Annotated in this window: 15 protein-coding genes; 8 read left to right on the top strand and 7 right to left on the bottom strand. The window is 63.2% G+C overall.

Annotated features, from left to right (window positions below; translation table 11 throughout):
• From kdpB to M0954_RS14600, 7 genes are all read right to left on the bottom strand, one after another.
• Positions 1-1,297, bottom strand: a 1,297-nt coding sequence (kdpB, locus tag M0954_RS14630) for a potassium-transporting ATPase subunit KdpB (RefSeq protein ID WP_297353957.1), incomplete at its 3' end; no start/stop codon positions are given.
• 30 nt (positions 1,298-1,327) lie between these two features.
• Complete coding sequence (kdpA, locus tag M0954_RS14625) at positions 1,328-3,133, bottom strand: potassium-transporting ATPase subunit KdpA (protein ID WP_122154055.1); 1,806 nt, start codon at positions 3,131-3,133, stop codon at positions 1,328-1,330.
• Positions 3,130-3,222: a K(+)-transporting ATPase subunit F gene (gene kdpF / locus M0954_RS14620; protein ID WP_074265341.1), complete on the bottom strand. Its 93-nt coding sequence runs from the start codon at positions 3,220-3,222 to the stop codon at positions 3,130-3,132. The genes kdpA and kdpF overlap by 4 nt, the downstream gene beginning before the upstream one ends.
• Complete coding sequence (locus tag M0954_RS14615; protein ID WP_063495261.1) at positions 3,219-3,332, bottom strand: hypothetical protein; 114 nt, start codon at positions 3,330-3,332, stop codon at positions 3,219-3,221. Before M0954_RS14615 ends, kdpF begins: the two co-directional genes overlap by 4 nt.
• 243 nt (positions 3,333-3,575) lie before the next feature.
• Positions 3,576-4,550, bottom strand: a complete 975-nt coding sequence (locus tag M0954_RS14610) for a quinone oxidoreductase (protein ID WP_297353955.1) — start codon at positions 4,548-4,550, stop codon at positions 3,576-3,578.
• A gap of 56 nt (positions 4,551-4,606) precedes the next feature.
• A complete protein-coding gene (locus M0954_RS14605; RefSeq protein ID WP_122154053.1) occupies positions 4,607-4,996 on the bottom strand; it encodes a methylglyoxal synthase in 390 nt (129 codons plus the stop codon).
• 75 nt (positions 4,997-5,071) lie between these two features.
• The gene (locus M0954_RS14600) at positions 5,072-5,851 is read right to left on the bottom strand and encodes an SDR family oxidoreductase (protein ID WP_297353953.1); all 780 of its coding nucleotides are present in this window, start codon (positions 5,849-5,851) and stop codon (positions 5,072-5,074) included.
• A 268-nt stretch (positions 5,852-6,119) separates the two neighbouring features.
• Between M0954_RS14600 and upp the strand changes: the two genes are divergently transcribed.
• The 8 genes from upp to M0954_RS14560 form a co-directional block, all read left to right on the top strand.
• The gene (gene upp, locus M0954_RS14595) at positions 6,120-6,770 is read left to right on the top strand and encodes a uracil phosphoribosyltransferase (protein ID WP_122154051.1); all 651 of its coding nucleotides are present in this window, start codon (positions 6,120-6,122) and stop codon (positions 6,768-6,770) included.
• 351 nt (positions 6,771-7,121) lie between these two features.
• Positions 7,122-7,850: a YebC/PmpR family DNA-binding transcriptional regulator gene (locus tag M0954_RS14590; RefSeq protein ID WP_123384480.1), complete on the top strand. Its 729-nt coding sequence runs from the start codon at positions 7,122-7,124 to the stop codon at positions 7,848-7,850.
• A gap of 257 nt (positions 7,851-8,107) precedes the next feature.
• The gene (gene purD, locus M0954_RS14585; protein WP_297353951.1) at positions 8,108-9,385 is read left to right on the top strand and encodes a phosphoribosylamine--glycine ligase; all 1,278 of its coding nucleotides are present in this window, start codon (positions 8,108-8,110) and stop codon (positions 9,383-9,385) included.
• A gap of 61 nt (positions 9,386-9,446) precedes the next feature.
• Positions 9,447-10,370 carry an oxygen-dependent coproporphyrinogen oxidase gene (hemF, locus tag M0954_RS14580; protein ID WP_297353949.1) on the top strand — a complete coding sequence of 308 codons (924 nt, stop codon included), beginning with the start codon at positions 9,447-9,449 and terminating at the stop codon, positions 10,368-10,370.
• A 93-nt stretch (positions 10,371-10,463) separates the two neighbouring features.
• The gene (locus M0954_RS14575) at positions 10,464-11,171 is read left to right on the top strand and encodes a nicotinate-nucleotide adenylyltransferase (RefSeq protein WP_122154047.1); all 708 of its coding nucleotides are present in this window, start codon (positions 10,464-10,466) and stop codon (positions 11,169-11,171) included.
• 4 nt (positions 11,172-11,175) lie between these two features.
• Positions 11,176-11,625, top strand: coding sequence for a ribosome silencing factor (gene rsfS / locus M0954_RS14570; RefSeq protein ID WP_122154046.1), 450 nt, complete (start codon positions 11,176-11,178; stop codon positions 11,623-11,625).
• 81 nt (positions 11,626-11,706) lie between these two features.
• A complete protein-coding gene (gene rlmH / locus M0954_RS14565; RefSeq protein WP_122154045.1) occupies positions 11,707-12,177 on the top strand; it encodes a 23S rRNA (pseudouridine(1915)-N(3))-methyltransferase RlmH in 471 nt (156 codons plus the stop codon).
• Positions 12,178-12,384: 207 nt separating this feature from the next.
• Positions 12,385-12,671, top strand: a 287-nt coding sequence (locus tag M0954_RS14560) for a Maf family protein (protein ID WP_297353947.1), incomplete at its 3' end; no start/stop codon positions are given.

The raw sequence follows: 12,671 nt of genomic DNA, 5'->3' as shown, positions 1-12,671 counted from the left end.
GTGCCACTTCCGCTACGGCGTTGTTCACTTCAGCCGGATAACGGCCGCCGTTCGCTTCGACGTAGTTCTTGACCGCATCGGCTGCGCCCTTACGGATCTCGCGGCCCGGCAGGTCCACACCGCTCATCCGCGTTTGGGCGGTGAAGGCGAGGAACACAGCGTGCAACGATGCCATGTCGCGAGCGCGGATGTTAAAGCGCTGCTTGGCGAGCACCACGATACTCCGGCCTTCCGGCGTTTCGTCCGACAGCGACGACAGTTGTGCAGCATCGGCGAGCGTTTCTTCCGTCACGCCGGGCGCCGGCACAAAGGTCGATGCCTGACGGTTACCGAGCGTGATCGTGCCGGTCTTGTCGAGCAGCAGCACGTCGACGTCACCGGCAGCTTCCACAGCACGGCCCGAGGTCGCGATCACGTTGGCCTGCATCATGCGGCTCATACCGGCCACACCGATGGCGGACAGCAGGCCGCCGATCGTGGTCGGGATCAGGCACACCAGCAGTGCCACGAGGGCGGTGACGCTCACCACATGGCCAGCCTTGGCGGCTTCGACCGAGAAAATCGAGAACGGCAGCAGCGTCGCGGTAGCGAGCAGCATCACGATCGTCAGCGCGACCAGCAGAATCGTCAGTGCGATTTCGTTCGGCGTCTTTTGACGCTTCGCGCCTTCGACCATCGCAATCATGCGGTCGAGGAAGGCTTCGCCCGGATTCGCCGTGACGCGCACGACGATCCAGTCGGACAGCACGCGTGTGCCACCCGTCACCGACGAAAAGTCGCCGCCCGATTCGCGGATCACCGGCGCGGATTCGCCGGTAATCGCCGACTCGTCCACCGACGCCACACCTTCGATCACTTCGCCGTCAGCTGGGATCACGTCGTTGGTTTCCACCAGTACGACGTCGCCCTTGCGCAGATCGGAAGCCGTCATGATGCGGATCGGCGACTTCGGATGAGGCTCGTTGAGCTTCTTGGCCATCACGTCTTTCTTCGCACTGCGCAGCGACGCAGCCTGGGCCTTGGAACGGCCTTCAGCGAGCGCTTCCGCGAAGTTGGCAAAGAGCACCGTGAACCACAGCCACAGCGACACTGCGAGGATGAACCCCGCAGGCGCTTCGGCCTGGCCGCCCAGCGCGGCGATCCAGAGGATCGTCGTCAAAATGCTGCCGACATACACGCAAAACATCACCGGGTTGCGAAACTGGGTGCGTGGCGTGAGTTTCTTGAATGAGTCCACGATCGCCGGACGCACTAGCGCCGGATCGAACATGGACCGCGTTGCATTATGTTCAGTCATTGAAGCCTCGTTTTTTCCTGGTTGCCCGGATCAATGGCCCGCGATCATCATCAGATGTTCGACGCCTGGGCCAAGAGCGAGCGCAGGCACGTACGTCAGTGCGCCGACGAGCAGCACGGTACCAAGCAGCAGCACCACGAACAGCGGACCATGCGTAGGCAGCGTGCCGCCAGTGACGGCCAGCCGTTTCTTCGCCGCCAGCGAGCCGGCGATGGCCAGCACTGGCACGATCGTGCCGAAGCGGCCAAACCACATCGCGATCGCCGTCAGCCAGTTGTAGAACGGCGTATTCACCGACAGCCCCGCGAACGCGCTACCGTTGTTGTTCGCCGACGAGCTGAACGCATAGAGAATTTCGGAGAAGCCGTGCGGCCCGGGGTTGGCGATACCTGCCTTGCCCGCATCGCTCAGCACTGCGATCGAGGTCCCCACGAGCACCAGCAGCGGCGTGAGCAGCACGACGATCGACACCATCTTCATCTCATACGCTTCAATCTTCTTGCCGACATATTCAGGCGTACGACCGATCATCAGGCCTGCCACGAACACGGCGAGCAGCGCGAACACGAGCATCCCGTACATCCCGGAGCCCACACCACCGAAGATCACTTCGCCCAACTGGATCAGCAGCATCGGGTAGAGGCCACCGAGCGGGGTCAGCGAGTCATGCGTGTTGTCGACCGCACCGCACGACGCCGCCGTCGTGGCGACCGTAAAGATGCCCGACTGCGCGATGCCGAAGCGCGTTTCCTTGCCTTCCATGTTGCCGCCCGACTGCAGCGCATTGGCGGACTGATCGACATTCAGCGCGGTAAAGGCCGGGTTGCCAGCCTGCTCGGCGCTGATTTCACCCACCACGCAGGCGGTGAAGGCAATCGTCATCACCGCAAGTACGGCGATACCCTGCCTGCGGTCCGCGATCATTCGTCCGAACACCAGGGCCAGCGCCGCGGGAATGATAAGGATCGCGACGATCTGCAGGAAGTTGCTGAACGGTGTCGGGTTTTCGTACGGGTGTGCCGAGTTCGCGTTGAAGAAGCCGCCACCGTTGGTGCCGAGCATCTTGATCGCTTCCTGCGATGCCACCGGGCCCATCGCGATAGTCTGCGTCGTCACCTTGGTGTCGACCGTCACCGCATTACCCTTCGCATCCTTCACCGGGTTGCCTTGTGCGTCGAGCTTCGGCGCGGCATAGGTAGTGGTCTGCAGGGTCGGCACGTCCTGATATGCCTTGAAGTTCTGGATCACGCCCTGGCTCATCAGCAAGCCGGCGATGATGGCCGCCATCGGCATAAGCACGTACAGCGTTGCCCGCGTGATGTCGACCCAGAAGTTACCGATGGTCTGCGCCGTGTGCCGGGCAAAGCCACGAATCAGCGCGATCACCACGGCGATGGCGGTGGCTGCGGACAGGAAGTTCTGCACCGTGAAGCCAAGCATCTGCGTCAGATAGCCGGTGGTCTGTTCAGGCGTGTAATCCTGCCAGTTGGTGTTGGTGACGAAGCTGACAGCCGTATTGAAGGCGCTGTCGACCGACATCGGACCGAACGCCTGCGGGTTGCCTGGGAGCCAGCCCTGCACGCGCAAGATCACGTACAGGAACAGCGTGCCGAGCGCATTCAACGCGATCGTGGCGATCGCATAATGCTTCCAGCTCATCTCGGACGACGAATCGACGCCAGCGATGCGATACAGCAGGCGCTCGAGCGGACCACCGAAGCGGACCACGCGAGAGGTGCCATCCATCACGCGCGTGATATAGCGCGAGACCGGTACAGCGAGTGCAAGCAGCACGACCAGATAAATGACCGTTTGCAGGACATTGTTCGAGTTCATTCAATGTCCTCCGCGCGCAGGAGCGCATAGACCAGGTATATGAAAAGCAGCGCAGTGGCTGCGCCCGATAACCACAGAATCCAGGTCATGAGCGCGCTCCCTGCCCACGCCGGAACTGCATCAACTTCTCGCAGCCGGCAATCAAAGCAAAGGTCAGCGCTGCAAATAGCACCATCCCCCCGACATACAGCACATCCATTTGTGTTCTCCAGTAGCGGACTTTGGATGGGTAGAACGTTATGCCGATCGGCGTAAAGTCCTGGTCAAAGATGGCAGGGGCGATGTAAAAAATGTGTAAACGAAAAAGGCCGTTCCAGCGAGGCTGGAACGGCCTGGAGCCCGTGGGGGCTGGCTTTACGGGGGAGAGACCGCGCTCGTGCGGAGCGTGGTGCAGCGCGGAATTTTTATGGCGCCGCTATTACACCTTGATGCGGCATTGCGGCTACGGCAGCAACACCGTCGAGCCGGTGGTGCGGCGGCTTTCCAGTTCGGTATGCGCCTTCCCGACTTCGGACAGCGGGTAGCGCTGGTTGATGCTGGTCTTGACCTTGCCCGACACCAGCACGTCGAACAGTTCCGCCGACATCGCCTCGTAGTCGCTACGTTTGCCGATGTACGTGAACAAAGTCGGCCGGGTGAAGAAGAGCGAGCCGCGTCCGGCGAACTCGGAGGAATCGATCGGCGGAAGCGGACCCGATGCATTGCCGAAGCTCACGAACAGGCCGAGCGGTGCGAGGCAGTCGAGCGAGGCCGTAAACGTGTCCTTGCCGATCGAATCGTAGACAACCGGCACGCCCGCGCCGTTGGTGATCTCGCGTACGCGCTTGGTAAAGTTCTCGCGCGTGTACACGATGGTGTGGTCACAACCATGCGCTTTGGCGATCTCCGCCTTTTCGTCCGAGCCGACCGTGCCGATCACCGTCGCGCCCAGCGCCTTTGCCCATTGGCACGCCAGCAAGCCGACGCCGCCCGCGGCCGCCTGGATCAGGATCGTGTCGCCCGCCTTCACCGGATAGGTTCGGCGCAGCAGGTACTGCGCGGTCAGGCCCTGCAGCATCACCGAAGCACCCTGCTCGTAGCTCAGCGCATCCGGCAGCTTGACGACCTGAACCGCCGGCAACACGCGCTCCTGGGTGTAAGCGCCCGGCGGACGAGCCACATACGCGACCCGATCGCCAGTCTTCAGATCCGTCACGCCCGCGCCCACCGCCGTGATCTCGCCCGCCGCTTCCATGCCGAGACCGCCCGGCAGCGGCAACGGGTACAAACCGGTGCGGAAATAGACGTCGATGTAGTTCAGGCCGACTGCATGCTGCTTGATGCGGATCTCGCCGTTACCCGGCTCCCCTACCTCGACATCGACCCACTTCATCACCTCGGGGCCGCCTGCCTTATCAAAACGAATTGCCTTGACCATGATCTTTCCTGTCGACATACAAGTTATCTGTGATGAGTGAATTCGATGTGTGAATCTCAGACCTTCTCCGCGAGCCGCAAAGTCAGGACGTCAAGAATCATCCGCGCCGTCGAAATGTTGGTTGCGCACGGCACGTTGTGGACGTCGCAGGCGCGCACCAGCGCGTTGATATCCGGTTCGTGAGGCTGCGGCGTCATCGGATCGCGCAGGAAGATCACCATATCGACGCGGCCCTCGGCGAGTTGCGCACCGATCTGCAGATCGCCGCCGTGCGGGCCAGACAGCATCCGCTCGACCGTCAGCCCGTGCGTGTCCGCAATCCGCGAGCCGGTCGTGCCGGTTGCAACAATGTCGCAACGCCGCAGCGTGTCGACGTATTCGCCGGCAAGCTGGACGATGGCTTCCTTTTTATGGTCGTGCGCAATCAGCGCGATGCGGGTCGTCATGAGGTGCTAAGTCTCCTGATCCAGATGTGTTGTTGTGGTTGTGACGGTGGGGTGAGGCGCTGAAACAGCGTCCGCTCAGAAGGTACCCGGATAAGCGCCGCCATCCAGCAACCAGTTCTGCCCAGTGATGTAGCCCGCGTGTACGCTGCACAGAAACGCGCAGGCTCGGCCGAATTCATCGCGATTGCCGAAACGGCCCGCCGGAATCAACGCCATGCGCTGCTTGCGCGCTTCGTCGACGGAGACGTTTTGCGCCTTCGCCTGGGCATTGATCGTGGTAGCAATGCGGTCGGTGTCGAACATTCCCGGCAGCAGATTGTTGATCGTCACACCGTCGCGCGCCACCTTGCGCGAGATGCCGGCGACGAAACCGGTCAGGCCCGAGCGGGCGCCGTTCGAGAGGCCCAGCACGTCGATCGGCGCCTTCACCGCCGAACTCGTGATGTTGACGATCCGGCCGAAGCCGCGGGCGATCATGGGATCGATGGTGGCGCGGATCAGTTCGATCGGCGTCAGCATGTTGGCCTCGAGCGCGCGAATCCAGTCATCGTGCGTGAAGTTGCGGAAGTCGCCCGGCGGCGGACCACCCGCGTTGTTCACGAGGATGTCCGGTTCCGGACATGCATCGAGCGCCGCCGCATGGCCTTCCGGCGTGGTGATGTCGCACGCCACGGTCTTGACCTCGACGCCGGTTGTGGCGCGGATCTCCGCGGCAGTGGCCTCGAGCGTTTCCGCCGTGCGGGCGACGATCACCAGATTCACGCCCTCGGCGGCCAGCGCTTCCGCGCAACCGCGGCCGAGCCCCTTGCTTGCCGCGCAGACCAGCGCGGTGCGTCCTGCGATTCCCATGTCCATCCGCCCATCCTCCTCTATCTCTTCCTGTTTCCATGACTGCGCGGCGTAGCCTCAGAAAGGGCAACGCCACGACTGCCGCTTGCGCCCGCGCGGACGGTTTCCCCCGATTCTAGAAGAAACGGTGCCTGACTGCCGACGGTCTCCACAATCTCCGGTATCTTCGGGCGGCAGTTTCGGTAAACTTGCAGCGCGTGGCGAGCCCGCCTGCCGGTTCTGCCGGTCAACGGGCCGCCGATCGATTCCTCTTGCCGCCGCTAGCGCTCCCGCCATGACACAGGACAGCCGTTTCCCCAATCTTTTCATCCTCGATCACCCGCTGATCCAGCACAAGCTGTCGCACATGCGCGACCGGGACACCTCGACGCGCACCTTCCGCGAGCTGCTGCGCGAGATCACACTGCTGATGGGCTATGAAATCACCCGGAATCTGCCCATGACCACGCGCCGCGTCACCACTCCGCTGCTCGAGATCGATGCACCGGTGATCGCCGGCAAGAAACTGGCGATCGTGCCGGTGCTGCGGGCTGGGATCGGCATGTCGGACGGGCTGCTAGAGCTGATTCCGTCGGCCCGCGTCGGCCATATTGGCGTGTACCGTGCGGACGACCACCGGCCGGTCGAGTACCTGGTGCGGCTGCCGGACTTGGAAGACCGGATTTTCATCCTGTGCGATCCGATGGTGGCGACCGGCTACTCGGCGGTGCATGCCGTGGATGTGCTCAAGCGCCGTGGCGTGCCAGGCGAAAACATCATGTTCCTCGCGCTGGTGGCCGCGCCGGAAGGCGTGCAGGTGTTCCAGGACGCGCACGCGGACGTGAAACTCTACGTGGCGTCGCTCGATTCACATCTGAACGAACACGCGTATATCGTGCCGGGGCTGGGCGATGCGGGTGACCGGTTGTTTGGGACGAAGAATTGAGTTTGAAAGAGTCGCAGCGACGCTAAATTGGCGCTGCAACCTCAACAGGCACGCTCTTTCGCGTCGCCTCCCCTCTGCCGCACCCCCGCGGCATGATAAAATTCGCATCCGCTCATCAAGCGGCTCAACTTGCACAATCGCCCGGCGCATCGCGCCTTTGCGGGGTCCGCGGGACCCAGTTCAGACCGGTCCGGTCCGATTGCCGGGCGCTTCAGGTTCAAGATGAAATGGGTCGGACATCGCGGTCCGGCAGCGCGGTTTGACATCGAGGCGCGCCTTCCCAAGCGCCCGACATCGCAACGACAATTGCACTATGCGTGCGCCCCACTGGCGCGCGCGACGGAGAAAGGTATGGCGGGTCATTCGAAATGGGCCAACATCAAGCATAAAAAAGCAGCGACCGATGCCAAGCGCGGCAAGATCTGGACGCGGCTCATCAAGGAAATTCAGGTTGCCGCCCGCATGGGCGGAGGCGAAATCGACACGAACCCACGTCTGCGACTCGCCGTCGAAAAGGCGTATGACGCCAACATGCCGAAAGACAACGTCAATCGCGCCATTCAGCGTGGCGTTGGCGGCGTCGACGGCGCAACCTACGAAGAAATCCGCTATGAAGGCTACGGCATCGGCGGCGCGGCGGTGATCGTCGACACCATGACGGACAACCGTATCCGCACCGTCGCGGAAGTGCGTCACGCGTTCTCGAAGAACGGCGGCAACATGGGCACGGACGGCTCGGTGGCGTTCATGTTCGATCACGTCGGCCAGTTTCTGTTCGCGCCGGGCACGCCCGAAGACAAGCTGATGGAAGCAGCCCTCGAAGCCGGCGCCGACGACGTGGTGACGAACGAGGACGGCAGCATCGAGGTGTTGTGCCCGCCGAACGATTTCCCGAAGGTGAAGACTGCGCTCGAAGCCGCGGGCTTCAAGGCAGAGCTGGCTGAGGTGACGATGAAGCCTCAGACGGAAGTGGAGTTCACCGGCGACGACGCGGTGAAGATGCAAAAGCTGCTCGACGCACTCGAAAATCTGGACGACGTGCAGGAAGTCTATACAAACGCCGCTATCGCCGACGAATAGACGCCACGTGGGCGCGGCGCCCGCAGGCTGTCGCGGCCCGTAACACGCGTCTTGCATAAAGTCCGTTACCGGTGCTGTCCCTCGCTGTCTGCCGTCTTTGCTTTGCCAATGCTTTTTGCAAACCGGGTGCACGTCTGGCGTCTTTTTGTGCCGGCGTCACAGGTTAGCCGTTCGCCTCGTGCGAACCTTGCGGATATTCACGGCCGGCGCCGCCAACGCACCGGTCGTTCATGGTTTTTAGGTCTTCGGGGAATCACATGAAGTTACTCGTCGTCGGGTCCGGCGGTCGCGAACACGCGCTCGCATGGAAGCTCGCGCAATCGCCGCGAGTCCAGCTCGTCTACGTGGCACCTGGCAACGGCGGCACCGCCCAGGACGAGCGTCTGCGCAACGTCGACATCACCGAGCCGGCTGCGCTCGCCGATTTTGTCGAGAAGGAACAGATCGCCTTCACGCTGGTGGGGCCGGAAGGGCCGCTCGCAGCGGGCATCGTCAATCTGTTCCGCTCGCGCGGCCTGAAGATTTTCGGGCCCACGAAGGAAGCTGCGCAGCTCGAAAGCTCGAAAGACTTCGCCAAGTCGTTCATGAAGCGCCATGCGATCCCGACGGCCGAATACGAAACCTTTGCAGATGTCGCCGCCGCCCATGCCTACCTCGACACCAAGGGTGCGCCGATCGTCATCAAGGCTGACGGCCTCGCCGCCGGCAAGGGTGTGGTGGTCGCGCTGACGCTAGAAGAAGCGCACGCCGCAGTCGACATGATGCTGTCCGACAACAAGCTCGGCGATGCCGGCGCGCGCGTCGTGATCGAAGAATTCCTCGCTGGCGAAGAGGCGAGCTTCATCGTGATGGTGGACGGCAAGCATGTGCTGCCGCTCGCCTCGAGCCAGGACCACAAACGGCTGCTCGACGCCGATCAGGGCCCGAACACGGGCGGCATGGGCGCCTATTCGCCCGCCCCGATCGTCACACCGCAACTGCACGCCCGCGTGATGCGCGAAATCATCCTGCCCACCGTGCAGGGCATGGAGAAGGAAGGCATCCGCTTCACCGGTTTCCTGTATGCGGGCCTGATGATCGACGCGCACGGCAACCCGAAGACGCTCGAATTCAACTGCCGGATGGGCGACCCCGAAACGCAGCCGATCATGGCGCGTCTGAAGGGCGACTACTCGAAGGTAGTGGAGCAGGCCATCGGCGGCACGCTCGATACAGTCGAACTGGAATGGGACCGCCGCACCGCGCTCGGCGTGGTGTTGGCTGCGCACAACTATCCGGACAGCCCGCGCAAGGGTGACCGGATCAGCGATATTCCAGCCGAGACCGACGATTCGGTGACGTTTCATGCCGGCACCACGCTGGCCGATGGCAAGCTGACCACCTCGGGCGGCCGTGTGCTGTGCGTGGTGGGGCTGGCGGATTCGGTGCGCAGCGCGCAATCTGTGGCCTACGAGACGATCAACCAGATTTCGTTCGACGGCATGCAATATCGCCACGATATCGGCTATCGTGCGCTGAACCGCAAACATAGTTGAGCCATACCGCAACCCGACGAACCCGCGGCGCGCCCTGCGCGCCGCCCCAGCACCTGCATTCATGACGGATTCGAACTACGACGTACAGGCTGTACGCAGCTGGCTGCAAGGCCTGCAGACGCACATCGCCGAGACGCTCGGCGAGTTCGACGGCACCCCGTTCGCCACCGACACCTGGCAGCGCGCGCCCGGCGAGAAGCTGCGCGGGGGCGGCATCACGCGGATTCTGGAAGGTGGACAGTTCTTCGAGCGCGCCGGGATCGGCTTCTCCGATGTCGCGGGTGACGCCCTGCCGGGCTCGGCGAGCGCCGCCCGCCCGCAACTCGCCGGACGCGGCTTCGAAGCGATGGGCGTGTCGCTCGTGCTGCATCCGCACAATCCGTACTGCCCAACGGTGCATATGAATGTGCGCCTGCTGATCGCCACCAAGGTGGGCGAGGCGCCGGTGTTCTGGTTCGGCGGAGGCATGGATCTGACGCCGTACTACGGCTTCGAGGAAGATGCGCAACATTTCCACGGCGTCTGCCGCGACGCGCTGCAGCCTTACGGCGCCGAGCTGTATCCGCACTTCAAGCGCTGGTGCGACGAGTATTTCTTCCTCAAGCACCGCAATGAAGCGCGTGGCATCGGCGGGATTTTCTTCGACGATTTCTCGGAGCCGGGCTTCGAACAATCGTTCGCGATGCTGAAAAGCGTGGGTGACGGGTTCCTCAAAGCGTACCTGCCGATCATCGAAAAGCGCCGCAACATATCCTACGGCGAGGCCGAGCGCGATTTCCAGGCGTACCGGCGTGGCCGCTATGTTGAGTTCAACCTGGTCTTCGACCGTGGCACACTGTTTGGACTGCAGAGCGGCGGACGCACCGAGTCGATCCTGATGTCGATGCCGCCTGTGGTGAACTGGCGCTATAACTGGCAGCCGGAGCCCGGCACGCCCGAAGCACGCCTTTACAGCGATTTTCTCGTGCCGCGCGAGTGGGTTTAAAGGGCACTGAGGGGTACTAAAGGCCGCTGAGAAGGCCTTGGCCACCCGCCAGCCTCGCCGCGCGCTGGCGCCGTCACGACAAAGGATTTTCACCTGAACGCGAACGCTCACCCCGTTGCCCTGCCCCGCCGGATCGGCCTGCTGGGCGGCACCTTCGACCCGATCCACGACGGCCATCTGGCGCTTGCGCGCCGTTTTGCCGAGGTGCTGCAGCTCACCGAGCTGGTGCTGCTGCCAGCCGGCCAGCCCTGGCAGAAGCCGGACGTCTCGCCGGCTGCCGACCGTCTGGCGATGACCCGGGCCGCAGCTGGCTCGCTGGAGCTGCCGGGCGTGAAGGTGAGCGTCGCCACCGACGAGATCGAACACGACGGCCCCACGTACACCGTGGAGACGCTGCAACGCTGGCGCGAGAAGGTAGGTCCGCAGGCATCGCTATCGCTGCTGATCGGCGCCGACCAGCTCGTGCGGCTCGACACCTGGCGCGATTGGCGCCGTTTGTTCGAGTTCGCGCATATCTGCGCGTCGACCCGCCCAGGCTTCGAGCTCGCCTCGATCCCGCCGCCCGTCGCCGCCGAAATCGCCGTACGCCAGGCTGACGCCAGCGTGCTGCAAGCAACATCTAGTGGTCATCTGCTGATCGATACCACGCTGGCCTTCGACGTTTCGGCCACCGATATCCGCGCGCATCTGCGCGAACGTCTAGCTCAGCATGCCGGCGGCCAGCAACAGAACGAGGCCGCGAGCCATGTCCCCACTGCGGTGTGGGACTATATTCTTCAACATCATCTGTACCACCGGTAACCCTATGGATATTCGCAAACTACAACGCACGATCGTCGACGCCCTCGAAGACGTGAAAGCGCAAGACATCAAGGTGTTCAGCACCAGCCACCTGACCAGCCTGTTCGACCGCGTGATCGTCGCCTCCGGCACCTCAAACCGTCAGACCAAGGCGCTCGCCTCCAGCGTGCGCGAAAAGGTCAAGGAAAACGGCGGCGAGGTCATCAGCACGGAAGGTGAAGACGTGGGCGAATGGGTGCTGGTCGATTGCGGCGACGCAGTCGTGCACATCCTGCAACCGGCGCTGCGCCAGTACTACAACCTTGAAGAAATCTGGGGCGACAAGCCTGTGCGCATCAAGCTGACGAGTTCCAGCCCGTTCGGCGGCGCCAGCGCCAGCGAGCCGCTCGATGAAGACGAAGAGGACGAACCGGCCGCCAAGCCTGCGCGCAAAGCGCCGGCACGCCGTCGATAAGCGCGTGAATGAGCACGAGAGCGGTTTGCTGTACGTAACGTTGACCGTCCGTCAGCGATTACATCCGCGATTGCATCCGTAATGAAGCTGCACATCCTCGCCGTCGGCCACAAGATGCCGGACTGGATCGCCAGCGGCTTCGACGAGTACGCGAAGCGCATGCCGCCCGAACTGCGTATCGAACTGCGCGAGATCAAGCCCGAGCAGCGATCGTCGGGGCGTCCCGCCGAGAGCGTGATGGCTGCGGAGCGGTTGAAGATCGAAGCCGCGTTGCCGAAGAACGCGCGCATTGTCGCGCTCGACGAACGCGGCAAGGACTGGACCACCATGCAGCTCGCCGCCGCCCTGCCCGGCTGGCAGCAGGACGGACGCGACGTGGCGTTCCTGATCGGCGGGGCCGACGGACTCGACCCTGATCTCAAGGCGCGCGCCGACATGCTGCTGCGCGTCTCCAGCCTGACGCTGCCGCACGCCATGGTGCGCGTACTGCTTGCCGAACAGCTTTACCGCGCGTGGACCATCACGCAAAATCACCCCTATCACCGCGTGTGAGCGACTAAGGAAGCGCCTACGGCTGCCTGGACACCGGGCGCACCTTTTGTTTAGTCGCTCGCGTATTGCGTATGAGGCGCCTGCACGCCGTGGTCATACGCGCTTTTCCGAATGTGCCTGTGATGTGCCCGGTGAATGCGCGCGTTTCGCGTATGCCGTACCCTGTTCACGCGCGACCTTCACGCCCACGCCTAACCGAGACCCTCTATGGCAACGCCTGCTGCTGCATTGAATCCGTTCGTCTACCTTGCCTCTCAAAGTCCACGCCGCCAGGAACTGCTGCAACAGCTCGGCGTGCGCTACGAATTGTTGCTGCCACGACCTGACGAAGACGCCGAAGCTCTTGAGGCCGAGTTGCCGGGCGAGCTCGCGCACGACTACGTGGTGCGCGTGTGCCAGGCCAAAGCGCAGGCAGCGCGTGCGCGGCTCGTCGCGGGCGGTCATATGTCTGCGCCGATCCTGGTTGCGGACACAACGGTCACGATCGATGACGC

Source organism: Paraburkholderia sp. (assembly GCF_026225065.1).
Classification (GTDB): Bacteria; Pseudomonadota; Gammaproteobacteria; order Burkholderiales; family Burkholderiaceae; genus Paraburkholderia.
This window is presented reverse-complemented; position numbering and strand designations above follow the sequence as displayed.